The sequence below is a fragment of the Nitrospinota bacterium genome (assembly GCA_016217735.1).
Classification (GTDB): domain Bacteria; phylum Nitrospinota_A; class UBA7883; order JACRGQ01; family JACRGQ01; genus JACRGQ01.
The window spans coordinates 1-17924 of record JACRGQ010000064.1 but is presented as its reverse complement, the minus strand read 5'-3'; the positions used below and the strand labels follow the sequence as shown (position 1 = coordinate 17924).

General features: G+C 57.8%; 22 protein-coding genes. 5 read left to right on the top strand and 17 right to left on the bottom strand.

The features are described 5' to 3' along the window. Window positions 1–235 precede the first annotated feature (235 nt). Entirely contained in the window at window positions 236–1315 is a 1080-nt protein-coding gene (locus HZA03_10665; GenBank protein ID MBI5638420.1) for a cupredoxin domain-containing protein, read from the top strand. Window positions 1316–1361: 46 nt separating this feature from the next. On the opposite strand, the gene HZA03_10660 is transcribed toward HZA03_10665, so the two are convergent. From HZA03_10660 to HZA03_10595, 14 genes are all read right to left on the bottom strand, one after another. Beyond that, window positions 1362–1718, bottom strand: a complete 357-nt coding sequence (locus tag HZA03_10660; GenBank protein ID MBI5638419.1) for a tetratricopeptide repeat protein — start codon at window positions 1716–1718, stop codon at window positions 1362–1364. A gap of 260 nt (window positions 1719–1978) precedes the next feature. Further along, window positions 1979–2704: an ABC transporter ATP-binding protein gene (locus HZA03_10655; protein ID MBI5638418.1), complete on the bottom strand. Its 726-nt coding sequence runs from the start codon at window positions 2702–2704 to the stop codon at window positions 1979–1981. An 11-nt stretch (window positions 2705–2715) separates the two neighbouring features. Next, window positions 2716–3543, bottom strand: a complete 828-nt coding sequence (locus HZA03_10650) for a sterol desaturase family protein (protein MBI5638417.1) — start codon at window positions 3541–3543, stop codon at window positions 2716–2718. A 27-nt stretch (window positions 3544–3570) separates the two neighbouring features. Further along, window positions 3571–3822: a DUF3343 domain-containing protein gene (locus HZA03_10645; GenBank protein MBI5638416.1), complete on the bottom strand. Its 252-nt coding sequence runs from the start codon at window positions 3820–3822 to the stop codon at window positions 3571–3573. Next, complete coding sequence (locus HZA03_10640) at window positions 3813–4967, bottom strand: aminotransferase class V-fold PLP-dependent enzyme (protein MBI5638415.1); 1155 nt, start codon at window positions 4965–4967, stop codon at window positions 3813–3815. The genes HZA03_10645 and HZA03_10640 overlap by 10 nt, the downstream gene beginning before the upstream one ends. Next, window positions 4964–5968, bottom strand: coding sequence for a flippase-like domain-containing protein (locus HZA03_10635; protein ID MBI5638414.1), 1005 nt, complete (start codon window positions 5966–5968; stop codon window positions 4964–4966). Before HZA03_10635 ends, HZA03_10640 begins: the two co-directional genes overlap by 4 nt. Next, on the bottom strand, window positions 5965–6897 hold the full coding sequence (locus HZA03_10630) for a bifunctional riboflavin kinase/FAD synthetase (protein ID MBI5638413.1): 933 nt from the start codon (window positions 6895–6897) through the stop codon (window positions 5965–5967). The genes HZA03_10635 and HZA03_10630 overlap by 4 nt, the downstream gene beginning before the upstream one ends. 49 nt (window positions 6898–6946) lie before the next feature. Further along, window positions 6947–8278, bottom strand: a complete 1332-nt coding sequence (locus HZA03_10625) for a DUF814 domain-containing protein (GenBank protein MBI5638412.1) — start codon at window positions 8276–8278, stop codon at window positions 6947–6949. Between the two features lie 70 nt (window positions 8279–8348). After that, window positions 8349–9575 carry a type II secretion system F family protein gene (locus HZA03_10620; GenBank protein ID MBI5638411.1) on the bottom strand — a complete coding sequence of 409 codons (1227 nt, stop codon included), beginning with the start codon at window positions 9573–9575 and terminating at the stop codon, window positions 8349–8351. Then, window positions 9575–11191: a Flp pilus assembly complex ATPase component TadA gene (gene tadA, locus HZA03_10615; GenBank protein ID MBI5638410.1), complete on the bottom strand. Its 1617-nt coding sequence runs from the start codon at window positions 11189–11191 to the stop codon at window positions 9575–9577. Before tadA ends, HZA03_10620 begins: the two co-directional genes overlap by 1 nt. 104 nt (window positions 11192–11295) lie before the next feature. Then, window positions 11296–11904: a class I SAM-dependent methyltransferase gene (locus HZA03_10610; GenBank protein ID MBI5638409.1), complete on the bottom strand. Its 609-nt coding sequence runs from the start codon at window positions 11902–11904 to the stop codon at window positions 11296–11298. Beyond that, window positions 11897–12286: a hypothetical protein gene (locus tag HZA03_10605; GenBank protein ID MBI5638408.1), complete on the bottom strand. Its 390-nt coding sequence runs from the start codon at window positions 12284–12286 to the stop codon at window positions 11897–11899. Before HZA03_10605 ends, HZA03_10610 begins: the two co-directional genes overlap by 8 nt. A gap of 50 nt (window positions 12287–12336) precedes the next feature. After that, window positions 12337–12915, bottom strand: a complete 579-nt coding sequence (locus HZA03_10600; GenBank protein MBI5638407.1) for an NYN domain-containing protein — start codon at window positions 12913–12915, stop codon at window positions 12337–12339. Between the two features lie 353 nt (window positions 12916–13268). Then, window positions 13269–13505, bottom strand: a complete 237-nt coding sequence (locus HZA03_10595) for a zinc ribbon domain-containing protein (protein ID MBI5638406.1) — start codon at window positions 13503–13505, stop codon at window positions 13269–13271. A 113-nt stretch (window positions 13506–13618) separates the two neighbouring features. Here HZA03_10595 and HZA03_10590 point away from each other — a divergent pair, with 113 nt between their 5' ends. The 4 genes from HZA03_10590 (at window position 13619) to HZA03_10575 (ending at window position 15104) form a co-directional block, all read left to right on the top strand. Then, window positions 13619–13831, top strand: coding sequence for a hypothetical protein (locus tag HZA03_10590; GenBank protein ID MBI5638405.1), 213 nt, complete (start codon window positions 13619–13621; stop codon window positions 13829–13831). Window positions 13832–13952: 121 nt separating this feature from the next. Continuing rightward, window positions 13953–14123 carry a hypothetical protein gene (locus tag HZA03_10585; protein ID MBI5638404.1) on the top strand — a complete coding sequence of 57 codons (171 nt, stop codon included), beginning with the start codon at window positions 13953–13955 and terminating at the stop codon, window positions 14121–14123. 422 nt (window positions 14124–14545) lie between these two features. Further along, window positions 14546–14857 carry a BrnT family toxin gene (locus tag HZA03_10580; GenBank protein ID MBI5638403.1) on the top strand — a complete coding sequence of 104 codons (312 nt, stop codon included), beginning with the start codon at window positions 14546–14548 and terminating at the stop codon, window positions 14855–14857. Continuing rightward, window positions 14826–15104, top strand: a complete 279-nt coding sequence (locus tag HZA03_10575) for a BrnA antitoxin family protein (protein MBI5638402.1) — start codon at window positions 14826–14828, stop codon at window positions 15102–15104. The genes HZA03_10580 and HZA03_10575 overlap by 32 nt, the downstream gene beginning before the upstream one ends. 340 nt (window positions 15105–15444) lie before the next feature. On the opposite strand, the gene HZA03_10570 is transcribed toward HZA03_10575, so the two are convergent. The 3 genes from HZA03_10570 to HZA03_10560 all read right to left on the bottom strand — a co-directional run bounded on the left by HZA03_10570 (window position 15445) and on the right by HZA03_10560 (window position 17623). Then, window positions 15445–15768, bottom strand: coding sequence for a nucleotidyltransferase domain-containing protein (locus HZA03_10570; GenBank protein MBI5638401.1), 324 nt, complete (start codon window positions 15766–15768; stop codon window positions 15445–15447). Window positions 15769–16219: 451 nt separating this feature from the next. After that, a complete protein-coding gene (locus tag HZA03_10565) occupies window positions 16220–17044 on the bottom strand; it encodes a hypothetical protein (protein MBI5638400.1) in 825 nt (274 codons plus the stop codon). Window positions 17045–17053: 9 nt separating this feature from the next. Further along, window positions 17054–17623 (bottom strand): hypothetical protein, encoded by a 570-nt coding sequence (locus tag HZA03_10560; GenBank protein MBI5638399.1) that lies wholly within the window; start codon window positions 17621–17623, stop codon window positions 17054–17056. Window positions 17624–17924: the final 301 nt, after the last annotated feature.

Genomic DNA, 17924 nt, shown 5'->3' with positions numbered 1-17924 from the left:
GTAAAAGTAGTCCTCGACCAAATCCGCCGCTAAATGTCATCCCCGCGAAGGCGGGGATCCAGCCATACTTTCAAAGCTCTCTTCCCTTTCTCCCCTTGGATAGGCAGCATGCAATTTGCCGCCAAGCGGCAACTAACCGACTTTTTCAACAACCTGCTAGAATATCGCGGAGAAGCCCTGATACTAAACGCGCCGACACCAAAGCAAAACCACGATGTACACCAATGAGGTATTTATGGACTATTCAAGCCTTCTGTTGCTAAGCGCCATTGCGGGGTTTACCATCTTCCTCGGACTTCCCGCCGCCATGATCGCCACCCGGCCCCACACAAGGGCGCTCATGACCGCCCTTTCCGCCGGCGTACTTATCTTCCTCCTTATTGAGATTGCCTACAAATGCCTGGAGATGGTGGAAGAATCGGCCAAAAGCGCGCTCTCCGGCTCCGCCTCCGCCACGCCAGTGCTGTTCGGGGCGCTGCTCATCGGCGGCCTTTCAATCGGACTGTTGGGGCTTACGTTATTCGAAGAGCATTTTATGGGGATGGCCAAGGAAAGCGATCCCGCCACCCGTTCCAAACGGGTATCGCTGATGATCGCGGCGGGAATCGGGCTGCACAACTTCGGCGAAGGGCTTGCCATCGGGCAGGAATTCGCCAACGGCGCGCTGTCGCTGGCATACCTGCTGGTCGCGGGCTTCGCGCTGCACAACGCCACCGAAGGATTCGGCATCGCCGCCCCGCTGAAGCTGGAAAAGGTGGACTGGAAATTTCTCGGCCTCGCGGGGCTTATCGGCGGCGGCCCCACCGTTGTCGGCACCCTTGTCGGCTCCGCATACACCCTCCCGGCGCTGGAACTGCTGGCGCTTTCGCTCGCCGCCGGGAGCATCCTCTATGTGGTGGGAGAACTGTTGCACATCGGCAAGATGCAAGGGCAGCACCGCACCGCGATGGTGGGGCTGCTCATCGGCTTTTTCGCGGCCTTCGGCTCCGAAATGGTGATCGAGATCGGGATGGCGACCTCGGCTAACCGGCTGACGCCAACCGAGACATTCAAAGTGGAAGTGACCGAATACCACTTTTCCCCCGCCAGCTTTGCGGTGAAAGCGGGCGACACTGTCCGCTTTGAAATACGCAACACCGGCAAGGAAATACACGAATTCGAGCTGCCGGAACTTGGCATGGAAGCGGTGATCCCGCCCGGCGACACGGTAACGCTCACGATACCAAAAGCGGCGGCGGGACACTATGAACTGGTTTGCGACCTTCCAGGCCATATAGAAAAAGGGATGACTGGCGAGTTGCTGGTGCGCGAATAAAAAAACGCCGCCCAGCGTAAACCGGGCGGCGTTTTCCGCAACAGCCTTAATACGGGGCGATGTGCGTTTTCAGAACGCCTGAATCGGCGATCTGCCTGTCTTTGGGATCGAGTTCTTTCGCTTTCCGGAACTCCTCGGTGGCCGCGCCGTGCTTCGCCTGTGCATGCAGCGCCAGCCCAAGGTTGTAGTGCGCGCGGGCGAAGCTGGGGGCTATCTTGAGCGCTTCACGAAAGTGTGTTTCGGCGGCAATTGCGTTACCGCCGTTCAGCGTCTTAATCCCTTCCTCATTGTGGATAGCGGCTGCTTTATCCACCCCGGCCGGGGACATCAGCGGCGGTTCCGCAAACGCGGTGGCCGCAAAAGCAAATACGAATACCAGAATGAACATCTGAAGGAAACGCATGACGAATCTCCTAAAAAAAGGGTTGTTGCCATTTCCCCTTTATCTATTGGTTAAATCCTATGCCCTCAGGGCAAGTTTGGGAAGTAATAAATCGTCGGCAGCGGCACCGCGGTACCGCTTTCTAACCCGCTTTATTCACCGAATAAAGCGGGAAACATGCTGACCGTATGTTGACCAAGAAAAATGCAAGCCAACGCGGTAATTTTCAAAAGATCGACGGTTTCCGGGTTATGAACGGCAACGGCCGTGAATAACCCGGGCTAAGCGGTGGCGGTGAGTTTCAGGAAGATGTTCTCCAGAAGCGCGCTTTCGCTGTGCGCCTTGTTGCGCAGTTCTTCCACGGTGCCGAGCGCGATGACCTCCCCTTTGTCGATGATGGCGATGCGGTGGCATAGCTCCTGCGCCACCGCCAGCGTGTGGGTGCTCATGAAGATGGTGTTCCCCTCGCGCGCAAAAGCGCGGAAGATGTCTTTCACCAGCTTGTGGCCGTGCGGATCCAACCCCACCATCGGCTCGTCTATCACCAGCACCTTGGGACGGTGGATGAAGGCGCCGGTGATGACCAGCTTCTGCTTCATGCCGTGGCTGTAGTTCTCCACCAGCTCGTCCTGCCATTCGTTGAGGCCGAATATGGAGAGCATCTCGTGCCTGTGCGCGGCGGCGGAAGCGCGGTCAACCGAATAGAGGTCTATCATGAAATCGAGGAATTCGCTCCCGGTCAGCTTGTCGTGAATGTACGGCTTGTCCGGCACATAGCCGAGGATGCTCTTGGCCTTTTCCGGTTCCCGCTGCACATCGTGGCCGCCGATAAACACTTTTCCTTCGGTCGGCACCAGCAGCCCCGCCAACATTTTGATGGTGGTGGTTTTCCCCGCGCCGTTCGGGCCGAGGAAGCCGAAGCACTCTCCAGCCCCGATTTCCAGGTTGAGATTATTCACGGCAACCAGATTGCCGTAATCCTTCCGCAATCCCTCAAACCGAATCATACCGCTCACGATCACTCCTCGCTTTTGCCGAAGGAGTAGGCTCCCATGCGGGGGTTGACCGGCATCAGCAAAAGGGCGGGCAGCGAAAGCTCTTCCGGCTCGCGGTATTCGGCCAGCCCTACCTGCATGACGTTATGCGGCACGGCCGGCCGCGGGCGATAGGTGCCGAACAGCATGTCCCACCACGGCAGGGAAAATCCGAAATTGCTGTTGGTTTCTTCCGGCTCCATCGAGTGGTGAACCCGGTGGAAATCGGGCGTGATGACAATGCGGCGCAGTTTCGCGTCGAACGACGGGGAGAACTTGATATTGGAGTGGTTGAACTGCGTCGATACGGTCGAAGCCACCTCGTAGATAACCACCGTCCAGGGGTCTATCCCCAGCGCCGCCACAAGGCCGATCTTGTAGAGCATCTGGATAAACGTTTCGACAGGATGGAGCCGGAGCGCGGTGGTAACGTCGACTTCAAGATCGCTGTGATGCACCAGGTGAAAACGCCAAAGGAACGGCAGCGCGTGGGTAAGCACATGCTGAAGATAAATCATGAGGTCGAGCAAAATGAATCCAATGGCGGACTCCATCGGCCATGAAAGCTCCACATCGTTCAAAAATCCCCAGCACCGGTCGGCGGCGAATCGCACCGCGCCGTAGGAGGCGGTACCCAGCACCAACCTCACCAGGATACCGTCGAAGAACGTGAGCGACAGGTTGGAGAACCACCGTCCCATGCGGCCCGCCTCCATCTTCCGGCGGGGGCGAAGCGCTTCGGCTATCGCCAACACGCCAAAGGCGCCCAGAAAGATCGAAAGCCTGAGGTAATCGGGATTGAAGTGTTCCATACGTTGATTATAGATAGCCGGGAGGCATCAATCCAGTTTTTGCCATTGTTCCCCGTCTTTCCAATAAAAAGCCTTGAGCGCCAGTTTCCCTTTGACCACCGCCGCCTTCGCCGATGGCAGACATTCTTCGCCGAACTGGAGCGCCATCCGGCAGGCCGAGCCTATCTTGCGTGGTTTCAGCACCGGGCGAAAAACCACCCCCGCCTCGCGGAAAAAATCTTCCGCGCGGAGTGTTTCGTATGTGGTGTCGAATATCGCGATGAGCGTTCTTACAGGCATCCGGCGATCTCCCGCACGGCGCGGACGAAATGATCGACCTCCGCCGCGGTGGTGTATACGCCGGGGGCGAAGCGCACCGTTCCCTCCGGGAAGCTGCCTATTTCGCGGTGCGCGTCCGGCGCGCAATGCAAACCGGCGCGGCAGGCGATGTTGTGGCGGCGGTCGAGAAAATCCCCCACTTCGGCCGGATCAAGCCCGTCGATGGTGAACGAAAAAAGCGGGATGCGAAATTCCTTTTTCGCGGGCCAATAAAGCCGGATGCCGGGAATTTTAAAAAGCGCCGCGTGGGCCTGTTCCGTCCGCCGCATTTTTTTCGCTATGCTCTTTTCCAGGCCGAGCTTCATCAACTCCCGCATACCTGCGCCCAACCCGGCGATGCCGGGGAGATTGAGCGAGCCCGCCTCCAGCCGGTCGGGATACGCTTTGGGCATTTCGGCGCGGTCCGAGAACGAGCCGGTGCCGCCGCTGATAAACGGCTCCAACTCAATGCCGGCGTTGAGCAGCAACAGGCCGGTTCCGGCGGGTCCTAAAAGCCCTTTGTGGCCGGTGACGCAGAGGATGCCGATGTTCTGCCGCCGCATATCGACTATGGCGTTCCCCGCGCTTTGGGCGGCGTCCACGATGAGGGTAAGCCCCCGCTTTTTGGCCGCGCGGCCGATCTTTCCCAGCGGATAAAGAAAGCCGTCGACGTTGCCGGCGTGATTCACGATGAGCGCGCGCGTTTTTTTTGTCTGCAGCCGCGCCATCTCTTTTTCGAGCGGCGCTTTGCCATCCCACGGCAAACGCGATACGGTTACGCCCAGCCGCCGGCCGTGCAACGGGCGGACGACGGCGTTGTGCTGCCGCCCCATCACGATGGCGTGATCCCCCTTCTTGAAGAATCCGCGCAGCGCCATGTTGAGCGACCAGGTGGCGCCGGGGGTGAAAATGACACGGGAAGGATCGGGCGCGTTGAAAAAGCGCGCGGCGAGAACGCGGGTATCGTACAGCAGCCGGTCGGCCGCACGCGCCTGGGCATAGCCGCCACGGCCGGGATTCGCGCCGATACCGGCCATCGCCGCTTGCATGGCGCGCGGCACGCTCTCCGGCTTCGGCCACGAGGTGGCGGCGTTATCCAGATAAACCGGCTTCGTTTTCATCGTCATGTATCGGCGGAATGACGAAGTTCGGCAAAGGTCATCTTGTCGCGCCAGGCGTACCAGCCGCCGGTGGCGAGGTAAAAAAAGAACAGAAAGAGGTGAACGAATATCGCCACGCCAAGCGCTTTGTTGGCGTCCACCCCGTAAAGCGTGAGCGCGAAGATGACGCCGGCGTGAAACGTGCCAACCGCGCCGGGGGCCGACGGCACGGCCACACCCGCCAAGGTGAACACACAAAGCACCAGCGCCTGCTCAAATCCCCCCGGTATGCCGAAAAGCGGCAACACAAGGTACGAAGACCCTATGGCCGCCGCGTACAGCGCCGCCGTATATAGAACGGTTAGCCCGAAATGTTTTCCATTCCGCATCACCTGCAAGCCCTGGCGGAAGGAGGCAACCAACCCCTCGATCTTTTCCGCCGCGGCGGCGGGAAGCGCGCGGATAACCCGGTTCAGCCAGCGCAGGGCGAATCCCTCTTCGCTGGCAACAAGAAAGACCGCCACTCCCGCCCCCAGCGAAACCGCGCCGAAAACCGCCGCCACCCGTTCAACATTGCGCCACACCGCGGCGTCCACCGTTAGCGGCGTTGCGTAAAAAACCGCGGCCACCACCAGCATGGCGGTGGCGAAGATATCGAAAATCCGCTCCACCACGATGGTGGCGAAGATGCCGCTCTTGCTCACCCGCTCCTTTTTCGCCACAACGTAGATGCGGATCAGTTCGCCGATCCGCAGCGGAAAAATCATGTTCCCCATAAAACCGATGCAGATTGAGGAAATAAATGTTCGCATCGGCGCTTTTGTTACCGGTTCGGTGATGAGGCGGAGCCGCACGGCGCGCAGCCATATCGTAACCAAATGGGCAAGCAGGTACGGAACCAGCCAGAGCGGATTGAGCCGCATAATGGCGGCGAACGCCTGCGCGAAATCAAGCTTCGCCACCGCCCAGCCGAGAAAGGCAAGCGATATCGCCATCCCGACATAAAATGTCAGGCTGTTCTTTTTCACAAAAGCCTTTTCACGGCTTCTTTGGCCGCAAGGCAATCCTTTGCTATCTGCGACATCAAATCTTCCGCCGATCCGAATTTTTCTATACCGCGCAGCCGTTTGACGAACGCCACCTCAAGAATCTCCCCATGCACATCCTGCTTGAACCCGAAAAGATGCGTCTCGATGGAGAGCGCGTCGATGCCGAACGTGGGAATGCCCCCGATGTGCGTGGCGCCGCCGTACTTTTTCCCCCGCCATTCCGTGATGGTGGCGTAAACCCCCGGCGCCGGAACCGTCTCTTCGGTGTCGTCCAGATTGCAGGTGGGAAAGCCGATCCGCCGCCCGCGTCCCGCGCCCGATACCACCGTGCCGGTGATGCCGTGGAAGCGCCCCAACAATTCGGCGGCCTCTTCCACTTTCCCTTCTTCCAGCAGTTGGCGGATGCGGGTGCTGCCGATCCGGTCGCCGAGGCCGCTCACCTGCCCGACTTCGTGGACGCCGAAACCGTGCCGCCGCCCCTCCTTCGCCAAAAACTCCGCGTTGCCGGCGCGGCCGCTGCCGAAATGGAAATCGTGCCCCACATATAAATCCCGCACGTTGAGCGGCAGCAGCGTGTCGGCGATGAAATCGCGCGGATCCATTTTCGCCAACTGAAGCGTGAACTCCATCGCCAGCACGGCGTCAAGCCCCAACTCGTCCAGCAATGCTATCTTTTTTTCCAGCCGGGTAAGCGCCGTCTGGTTTTTCGCGGGATAGAGCACCGCCGAAGGGTGCGGATCGAACGTTATCAGCAACGAGCCGCAGGGAGTGCCCCGCTTTTTAGTTATAACGTGGGCGAGGATTTCCCGGTGTCCGTTGTGAACGCCGTCGAAGTTCCCGATGGTGGCCGTATAGCAAGGGAACGCCCCCTTCAGTTCCGCCACCGTTTTCGCCACTTTTATCTTCATGCTGTTGGAGCCTATCTTACCCTTTATAACCCCGCGCGGAAACAGCCGGCTATAGCGAAACCGACAGCGTTTTTTCGCGCAGAACCAACACCTTGCCGGGAGCGGCCCCTTTCGGCTTTTTCAAATATTTAACGTGGGTGTAAACCACCGTCCCCTTGCCGTCTTTCGCGCGGGATGAAAATTTCACCGCCAGCCGCGCCGCCTCCTCGATGGTTCCCCGCGGAATATCCCCCCCCTTCTTCATGCGCACCAAAACGTGGCTGCCGGGAAAATCGCGTATGTGGAACCAGAGATCGTTCCCCTTCCCCATCTTCACCAGTTCGTCGTTCTGCCGGTCGTTCCGCCCCACAAACATATCGTAGCCGTCGGCGCTGATGAACTTGCGGAAAGTGGACCCCTCGCTGTCTTTCGGGGCCGGCTTTTCCTTCTTCGGTTTTTTGGCGGAGGGCACGCCAAGCTCTTCCACCGCTTTGGCCGACCGCGCGGCCGCAATCTTCTCCTCCAGAAACGCCTGCCGGCCGCGCGCCGTGGTCAGGGTTTTTTCCAGCTTCGCCATGCCGGTGACGTACTTCTTGTATTTCCTGTAGAGCGCTTCCACGTTCTCCTTCGGCGAAAGCTCCGGCGACAGCGGGATTGTCACCGCCTCGCCGGTTGCCGGATCGGTGAGCATGATTTCCGAAAGTCCGCGCTTGAGTTCGTGATAATAGGTGCGGCAGAGGCCGCCGTATTCTTTGTACGCCGCAAACCCTTGCAGCTTCACGCGGTCGCGCTCCAGGCCGGCAATGAGATTTCTGATTTTTTTCAGTTCGGCGTTCGCGGCGGCAATGATGACGTGCCGCTCCTGCTCCAGCCGGGCAGCCTCTCCCTTGTCGGCGTAGCGCGCTTCGATGGCGGCGCAGAGCGAACCCTTAACATGCACCGGTTCCTCGTCAAAACCGGCGGGCGCTGGCGGCGAAAATACCCCGCCGGGACGCGGCGCATCGGCAAACCCGGCGCTCCCCAAAATCGTGCCGTCCCCTTCGCACAATAAAAACCCGCTCTGCCCGAATAGCCGCACCCAAACCTGCTTCTGCCCGATGAGAAGCGCGAAAAGCCGCTCCCCTTTTTCTTTGGCGAATCCAAAAAACCTCTCGCCGGAGAGGTGCTTGCGGAGTTGCTGGGCGAACGGCGCGGGGGTTTCGTCCATCTTTTCGCGGACGCTGGTGAGATATATCCGCCCCAACCCCGGCGCGGCGCAAATAAAGAGCCGCCGCTTCGATTCATGGAAGGAGAAGACCAGCAACGCATCGTCCGGCTGGTATATTTTTTTCACGTGCCAGCCGTGCGCCTCGCCAAGAATCTCCCCCAAGAGTCCCGTCAGCTCCGCACTGCTCACCGTCATGCGCCCTATCCTACCCTATAACGAAGAGATGAATTGAATACAGGAATGCCTGAAAAACAAACGGCGGTGGTCAGTGGAGGGGGCGGGCGAGCTTGGTCATATCCCACATCGGCAGGAAGATGGAGAGCGCGACAAACAACACGATGCCGCCGAGCAACACAATCAGCACAGGCTCAATCAGCGAGGAGAGCAACCGTATCTTACGTTCCGCCTCGCGGTCGAAATAATCGGCCACCTTAATCAGCATTTCGTCCAGTGCGCCGGAGCCTTCCCCCGCCGCTATCATCCGCACCGCAATCGGGGGCACGATGCGGTGCCGCCCAAGCGGAGCCGCCAGCCCGCCCCCTTCGCGGACGCTTGCCGCCACCTCGTCAAATATTTTCATCAGAAAGACGTTCCCCGCCGTCCGCCCCGCCACCTCGATGGCCTGCAACGCGGGAATGCCGGAGCGGATGAGGTTCGCCAATGCCTGACAGAACTGCCCCATTGTCAGCTTCAGGAAAATGTCTCCAAAAACGGGAGCGCGCAACACAAAGCCGTGCCAGCGGTAACGGCCTTCTTGCGTGCCGGTATACCATCTGAAAGCAAGCGCGGCGGCGGCAACCAGAATCGCCCCCGTCAGCCAGTAGTGTTGAAAGCCGTGACTGACGGCAATAAGAATGCGTGTGGGGAGGGGCAGCGCCAGTTTTCCCTTCTCGAAAAACTCGGTAAAGCGGGGAACCACGAAGATCATCAAGACCGTCACAGCGATGAACAGCGCGCCCGCGACGATTTTTGGATAGCGCATCACTTCCGCGATCCGTTTTTCGGCGGCGTCCCGCCGCTCCAGCAATTGCGTGAGCCGGTTGAGCGATTCGTCCAGTGTGCCGGAGAGTTCGCCGGCCATCACCATGTTCACGCAGGTTTCCGAAAAAATGGCCGGGTGCCGCGCCAACGCCTCGTGCAGCGCGGCGCCATCCGTAACCGATTTGCGCACAGCTTCCAGCGCCCGCCGGAACGCGCCGCCATCGGCCTGTTCAATGAGGCCGGAAAGGCAATCCACCAGCGGGATGCCGGCGCGGAAAAGCGTGCCAAGCTGGCTGGTAAAAAGTACCAGTTCCTCCGGCTTCACTTTATCGAACCGCCGCCGCAACGCATCGGAAGCCACAAATCCCCCATCCCGCATCTCTTCGATGGCGGACGGAACAAGCCCCTGCCCAATGAGCAGCCGCGCGGCGGCGGGTTTGCTGTCGGCGTCGATACCGCCGCTATGCGGCGCGCCGCCGTGGCCGCGCGCTTTATAGGCGAAGCGGGGCATCAGCAATCCGCCGTGACACGGTTCACTTCCGCGGCGGTGGTAATCCCCCGCTTCGTCTTTTCCACGCCGTCCCGCCGCATGGTCTCCATGCCGAGATGTTGCACGGCGTATTCCCGCAGCGCCGACGCGGATGCGCGGCCGTTCACCAGCGCGCGGGCCGGTTCGTCCAGCACAAGCGCTTCGAATATCCCGATCCGCCCGGCATAGCCGCTCTTGCGGCATTCCATGCAGCCCGCTCCCGCGCAGCCGGAACAGACGCGCCGCACCAGCCGCTGGGCGATGGCCCCCGCCAGCGCGGAAGAGATCATGTACGGCTCGATGCCGATGTCTACGAGGCGCACCACCGCGCCGGGAGCGTCGTTGGCATGCAGGGTTGAGAGGACGAGGTGGCCGGTCATCGCCGCCTGCATGGCGATCTCGGCGGTCTCGCGGTCGCGGATTTCGCCGACCATGATCACGTCGGGATCCTGCCGCAGAATGGAGCGCATGGAAGAGGCGAAGGTAAGCCCCGCCTTCGGATTCACCTGCGCCTGGCGGACGCCGGGAACGCGGTACTCCACCGGGTCTTCAATGGTTATGATGTGGCGTTCGACGGTATTGAGGCGGTTGAGCGCGGCGTAGAGCGTGGTGGTCTTGCCGCTACCGGTGGGGCCGGTGACCACGATGATGCCGAACGGCGCGCGGAACATGCCGAGCGCCCGCTCAAGCGTTGCGCCGCGCAGACCGGTATCCTCCAGCTTCGTCAGCGCGGCGTCCTTCCGCAGTATCCGCATCACCACGTTTTCGCCGTGGATGGTGGGGAAAGCGCTCACGCGGCATTCGATCTCGCGCCCCTCGTGCTCCATCTGAAAGCGGCCGTCCTGCGGCAGGCGCGATTCGGCGATATCCATCCGCCCCAAAACCTTCGCGCGGCTGATGAGCGCCGCCTGCAGCGCCTTCGGCACCGGAGCGTTGGCGAAAAGCACGCCGTCGATGCGCGTGCGTATCTTCACATCCTCCTCGTCCGGCTCGATGTGGATGTCGCTGGCGCGGTCCCGCGCCGCCTGCCGGACGATGGTCTCCAGCAATTTCGCCACCGGCGCGGCCTCCCGCGGAACCGCCGACAAATACGGAACGGCGGCCTCTTCGCGCACTTCTTCGGCGCCTTGCACGCTGCGAAGCGCCTCGCGGATGGAACTGGTGACGCCGTAATGCCGCGTGATGGCGGCGGCAATCTGCCCTTCACGCGCGATGGAGACCTTCACTTCCGCCTCCAGCTTTATCGCTATCTCGTCTATGGCGAAGATGTTGAGCGGGTCGGCCATCGCGATATGCACGTGATTGCCCGCGCGGCCAAGCGGCAGCAACGCGTATTTGCGGGCGGTCGCCTCCGGTATTTTTTTGAGGATATCGAAATCCGGCTCCAACGCGTCGAGATCGACCAGATCGATGCGGAGCTGGCGCGCGAGCGTTTGCAGAATCGCCTCTTCGGTGAGCAACTCCAGGTCTATGATCGCTTCGCCCAGTTTTTTGCGGGTGTGCCGCTGCCGTTCCAGCGCCGCCTTGAGCTGCGCGGCGGAAAGCGCCCCCGCCTCGACCAGCAGGTCGCCCAGCTTGCGCTTCTCCCGTACAGCCATATCCCGCGCCCTCCCCCGGCACACCACCTGTTGCGGCGGCTAAATATGCAACTATTTAGTGAAGCCCAATATACAGCGAAATAGCCAGCGGGGCAACGGCGGGTTTAGGGGAGTTTTTTCACGCACTCGAACATCTTCACCACGTCGAGGTAGACATTGAACTCGCGCTCGATGATGAATCCCGCCCGTTGGACGGTCTCGCCCGTCCGGCGGTTCATATCCGGACCGAAATAGCCGGAGAAGGGGGTCATCACATCCATGAAAAACCCCAACAGCGGATTGCCGGCCCGCACGTGCTCGAACATCAGCAGCCGCCCGCCGGGCTTGAGCACCCGGTGCAGCTCGCGCAACCCCAGCAACGGGTCGGGGATGGAGCAGAAGGTGCAGGCGGTAACGGCGCTGTCGAACGACGCATCGCGGAACGGAAGCCGCTGCATATCCCCCCGCGCCAGCCTCAACGCGCCGCGATATTCCTCCGCGCGCGGCTTTGCGTACGCAAGCATCACAGGCGAAAAATCAACGGCGGTGACATGCAGCCCTTCGGGGAGATGCTGGAAATCAAGCCCGGTTCCGGCGGCGGCCAGCAGCGTTTGTCCCCGCGCCTTGCCGAACAGTTCGCGCTTAAGGTGGCCGTAGCGGCGCTCCACCCCCTCCCCCACCGATTCCAGGCCGGCGGCGGCCCGGTTCCACTTGGCGATATGCCGCTTAATCACGGCGCACCTCGCCCCGCAAGCGGCGGTCGTACCGGTGAAAAATGAATTGCAGGAGGAGTCCGAGCAAAAGGCCGAACGCGACGGCGCGCAACGGGCTGTGTCCCATCACGCGGGCCATGCCGCCAATCATGCCGCCCCACATCCCGCCGAACATGCCGGGAAACATCAGGGTGAAGCCGCCCAGCACCGGCGCGGCGAAATTCAACACCAGCGCGAATACCGCCATGCCGAGAGCCATGCCGGCCAGCATGGCGAAAAACATCCCCCACCCGGGCGGCACGGCAAGCCCCGCCAGCGCCCCACCCCCGCCGCAAGCCGCGGCGGCGGCGTAATCGAGCAAAAGATAGCGCAATGATCCGTCCGTCGTGTGCATCGTTTCCACCCCAATATCATGTTACGGGATTCCGCGGCACGAAGCGGCAAAAGAGATGGCTACGCCTTGGGCTTTTCCCGTTCCTTCTCTTTCTCTTTGATTTCCGGCTTGTCTTTTTCCGGCCTGGCGGCGCGGCGGCGCGACGCGTCCTTGATGATGAACGATTCGTCGATCGGATAAAAGAAATCGGCGGTCTCCTGCAGCGTGGCGGAAGTGGTTTCGGGATAGCTCCAGACCTCGGTCTTGCACCCGCGCGATTTCACATACCACAGCAGCGGCATGTAGTCCTTGTCCCCCCCCACGATCACGATGACGTCCATCTTGTCGGCCAGCGTCACGGCATCAATGGTCAGGAACGAGTCGGCGTTTTTCAGCGGACGCTTTATTTCTCCCCCCTGGTCGTACCAGAATTTTTTAAAGTCCTCGCTGATTTCCTTGTGCACCGGCTTGTAATAGATAATCCGGATAACCCGGCGGCCGCTGCTAATGGACTGAATCAGCTTCTTGTAATCGGTGCGCCCCTTATACACGTTGAGGCCGGACATCTCGACGTTTTCCGCGTCGACGAATATCCCAACCGTCTGGTGCTCAAGAATCTTGCGGTCATAGTGCCTGATGGCGGTTTTCTTGTGTTCCATAGTTGAGGGAATCTTAGCACGCCCCAACAGAGCGGCGTAAAAAAAAGGAAAAGGGAAATTTGGCGACATTTTGTGTAGCTTGGCACGAGGACGGGAAACAGCGGGCTACGGCACATCTCAATGATTTACTTACACTTACAGGCAACGATAAAAACGGCATCGCTCTTGCTTTTCCAAAATATTGCTTACCCCCGGAAGAAACGGCTGGAGATATGGGGCGGGCCAGACGGATGCGTGTTACGCCTTCATTAAAAGCGCATTCGTTGACGCCGTGATGTCCAGGAACCCTGGTTACCCCCAATGCTCCCAGGGCATCACGCCCCTTACCTCCAGCCGCAGCCCCCCAAAGGGGCTTACACCTTGCGATAGCCTCCGGAGCCATTCTTCACCAGCTTGGTGAAGCCTTTTTCCTTCAGGTTGCTGTCGGCAAAGATGTTGGCCTTGCCGGTGAAGGTGGAAAGAATCCGCTCAACCGGCGCGCCGCAGACGGGGCACTCGGTCAGCGCGCCATCCTTGATGGCGGCGAACGCCTCGAAGGGGTCTTTGCAGCCTCCCGGCTTCTGTTTGTGTCTGTATTCGTAAATGGGCATGATCCGTCACCTCAAAAGCAATTGTAACTTTTTTTTTATGGGTATCAAGTTTTATCCGCTCATGCCGATAAATTATACGGAAAGCTCCACGGATAGGAGTATAGGAGAACATTGTGCAGATAAATGTACCGAAATTCGGCACGGGGGTCCCGGCGATATTCAACGGCAGTCCGATAAAGGTGCCGCCCGCCTCCGGCAAGCTGCGAATGGCGGGCGGAAACATCGCCCAAGCCGGCGGCGAAATCAGAAAGAACGTTCAGCAGGGCAACCAAACGCTTGCAAGATTCGCCAAATCACCCAAAGGCAGCATAAATATCAAGGCCTGATCGACCCCACTCGCCGGGCCTTGACTAGTGTTGGGCCGCTTTATGCGGCCCAACCAATTTTTTCCCCCGCATCCCCATATCCCGCCTTATATCCCGCCCGGCGTTTGCCGATAACGTTTGCATGGGCAGACACTGTTCGATGAAAAACCGGCGGATGCTGGCCGAGGCCTTCAAGAGCCTCGACCGGGATATGGACGATCTGCGCCGGATGGCCGCGGAGGTTTTTCCGACGCATCGCCCCTCCCCTTTGGGATGGCTGCTCGATCTGTTGCGCTCCCCGTTCCGCCAGTAATCCGCATCGCATCGTTACGGAATAACCGGCTTTAAGCTTTTTTCGCGTCCGCCTTCCTGCAATTCTTTCAAAAACGCCGGGGGGCGACAAACCTTGCACCTCCGCCAAAACTTTCACATACGCCTAGAGTGCCAATACCCCCAAATCGGCCAACCGCGCTTGATTCCCGCGTGGAGAACGGGGGTGAAAGAATGAAGTCCTCTTACCGTTTTCTGGTAGTGGGTCAGTTTGAAATTAACTTGGCAACAGACTAGTCCCCTCCTTTGCAAGGAGGGGATACAGGGGAGGTTTTTAACCCCTCCTGCACCTCCCCTTGCAATGCAAGGGGAGGAAAAAAACAGGATAATTCAAACTGACCCACTACCCGTTTTCTTTTAATTTGACCAAGCCATAATATTGTATACAATGGTAGTATACATAAAATGGATGTGCTGGAACATGCGGATGGTTTTGAGCGGGACGCCGGCAACAGCGCCAAAAGCTGGGGTAAGCATAAAGTTTCACAGCTTGAATGTGAGGAAGTATTTTTTAACGATCCGCTGGCCATCATGGAGGATGAAAAACATTCTTCCGGGGAGAAGCGGTGCGGCGCGCTTGGAAAGACCGGAATGGGCAGAAAGCTTTTTGTGGTTTTCACCATCCGGAACCGTAAAATCCGGGTTATATCGGCACGGGACATGAGCCGCAAGGAAAGGGCCGTTTATGAAGAAGCTGAAAGAAATTCCAAAATTTAAAAGCGAAGCGGAAGAGCGAAAGTTCTGGCAAAAGCATGACTCCACCGATTATCTCGACTGGAGCAAGGCGAAAAGGATTACTTTTCCGAACTTAAAGCCCTCAACCAAGGCCATTTCCATCAGACTGCCCGAATCACTCTTGGTGCGCATAAAAGTTCTCGCCAACAAAAGGGACATCCCTTATCAATCGCTTATTAAGAACGTACTTTCCGAGGAATTTGAGCATCGCCCCAAAACGGGCAAATAAGCCGATACGCCGTGCCTGCCCCCAACATTGCAAAGCCACGCGGAGTTTAGCAATTCTCCGCGCTGGCGCACAAGGCGTTCAGCACTTCGGCTTGACGGATGCGGACGGAAATGCCCCGCTTCCCTAACCCCTGCCTTCAAGAAATGTTTTGCAGGCAGCCACAAACCCGGTTGCGAAAGAAAGGGATATTTGAGCATCCTCCACCGTGTCATTCGGTTTGGCCCAGTAGTCGCTTTTGATGCGGCGGTTAAACAACCTCACTCCCGTGCTTTGGAAAGCATTATATGCGAGGCGTTAACCAATTCTTCGGCGCGTTCCAAGTGTACCGCCGATTCGTCCTTCACGCGGGGATGCCTTCCGCCGCGATATTGCGAAGAACGGCGAAGGGCCTTTCCCGCAACTCCTGTTCGGAAATAAACACGGTCAAAATAAGGCAATCTTCGCGCAGGCAAATATCCGAAACAATATCGCCCGTCCTATCTATTTCCCCCCCGCTCTTCACCTCTCCCGCCAGCACCACCGCCACGTCGATATCACTCTCGTCCCGCGCGTCGCCGCGCGCATAGGAGCCGTACAGGTACACCCCTTTAAGGCGGTCGCCATAGATAACGTCAAGATGACCGTGAAGCTCACGGACAATCCGCAATACTTCATCCTTGCTCATTTTTCGCATATTTCTTTCCTCGGGTAGATGATACCACGCCTCGCAATTGCCAACATTATCGGAATTCTGGCAGGGGGATGGGGAGGCGGCCAAATGCTACAAAGCAAGACCCGACCCCGTTCCCGGTTTGAGAGATACCAGATGATAACCTCTCCCTTGGCGGTTGACGCGCCAAGCGGCAAAAAAAAGAAGAAAGCGAAACCGTAATTATTGATGTCTCTAGAATAATGTCCTACCGGGAAATCCTAAAAAAATGTCATGCCCGTGCAGACGGGCATCCAGAGCCTGGATTCCCGCCTTCGCGGGAATGACAATTCGTTTAGCGCGGACATTGACCATGCAGGCATCAATAATTGAAAAATGCGATAAAGCCGCTTACGCCGCCGCGAAAAAACCCAAATAGCATCGCCACTTTTCCCCATAGGGTAGCGGAGTGCGGGGGGCGTGATATCTAAACTTTGAGCAGTTCAGAGAGAATCAAAGCAATATGCTTCTTAATCGAAATGGCCTCTTCGCGGCTGGAAACACCATGTGTGGACGCAGAGGAGCGATTATAGACTGATCGGACGAAAGCACCGGTTTTTTCCTCGATTAAATCTACGTTCGACTTAGTCGTGTCAATCACCGCCGAGCCAGCTTGGCGGCTTTTTAGAATGAACACAACTTTTTGTTTCATAGTTGGCCCTTTCTGGTCTGGTTCAAGTTTGAAGCCAGACTGCTTCTTTATGTCTGCATCGGGAGCCAAGTGATCAAGAGTTTCTCTAAGGGCTTCGCGGAATTCTGCTACAGGTCCTCGCCAAGACTGCCGCTTTCGGTCTTCCAAATCATGCAATCCTTGCTCATACGATTTGCATGCACTAGAAAGTAGGTCACGAAGTGTATTTATTATGGCTACGTCCTGTGCGGACAAAGCAGCCTGCCCGCCACCAGATGCATTAGAATCTGGAAGCAAACATTTAAGCTCTATATTATCCAATCCTTTTTTGGCCGTCCTTAACTCCGCGAGATACTTGGTTTTTGATGTTCTTGCATTGCAGCAAGAAAGAAGCTTTTGCATGCTGGTATCTAGGGGCTGGAGATGGCCTTCTTCTTGGCATTGCTGTAATAACGCTGGGCGATGTTGGTTGAAATATACTTTTACCACATCTCGCGTTTGCTTGCGAAGACCTTGTCGATCGACTACGGCAGTCCTCGTTCTTGTAAATTCCTTAACTAAAGTATCAATATCCCGGCGCAACGATGAAATGGTATCATTGCTTGGCGTAGCGGCCTTCACAAGCGCCTTCTATCTCTTGCTCGGTTTTTTCTTGGCCCTACTCTTTGACTTACCTTCAGAAGTGGACTTCGGCAGGGAGTGGGCAACTAGGTTGTGGCCGACCGCGTTTAATTTGAATTGACCCTCACCGGAAGAGTCGAAGTAACCTGCGTTCTTCGCATTCAAAAGAGTCTGCCCAGAATGTTTAGGAAGTTTAAATCCCGCTTGCACAAAATACTTTTCCACGTCTTGAGAAGTGACAATTTCCTTCCTTTCAGCGTCAGACGCAAGTTCTTTTAGGTAATAGGCCATTACTGTGGCCATCTCGATAGCTGTCTTGGGCTGTTTCTCGTCTTTTAACGCGCGGATATCCTTTTGAGTTGTAGATGGCTGAGAATGTCCAGACATTGGGGCGACAATACGTTCTGTTCCGGGTTTCGGCGGTATATTCGTATGCACCGATTGATCTGGTGTGATCTGAAAGTAAGCATACACGCTGGCAAACACCTTCTTTCTGGCTGACTCCTCAAGAGCTTCAAGGATATCCACAATTGATTTTATCGCATTGCTAGGGGTGGTTTGCTGTCCTTTGTCTGCCATCTGAAACGCCTCCTTATCCGAAGATTACGGATTTATGGGGATACGTTACTTGATTCATCTTTTATAGATGAGGTTTACTTCCATCCCCATACTGACCAATTATATATGAAGCTATGTAAAATTGTCATACTCTTCTCCATGCTCTCCCCCATCGGAGGAGTTACTAATCTATTCATAAGTAAGGCGACATTGTGATATACTGCCGTTCATGGAAACGAAAGACGGCAGAGGGTTAAGTCATGGGACACTGGAGGAGATTCGGGTACGGGCTGTGTGGCAGGTAGTAGAGGGTGGCGCGAGC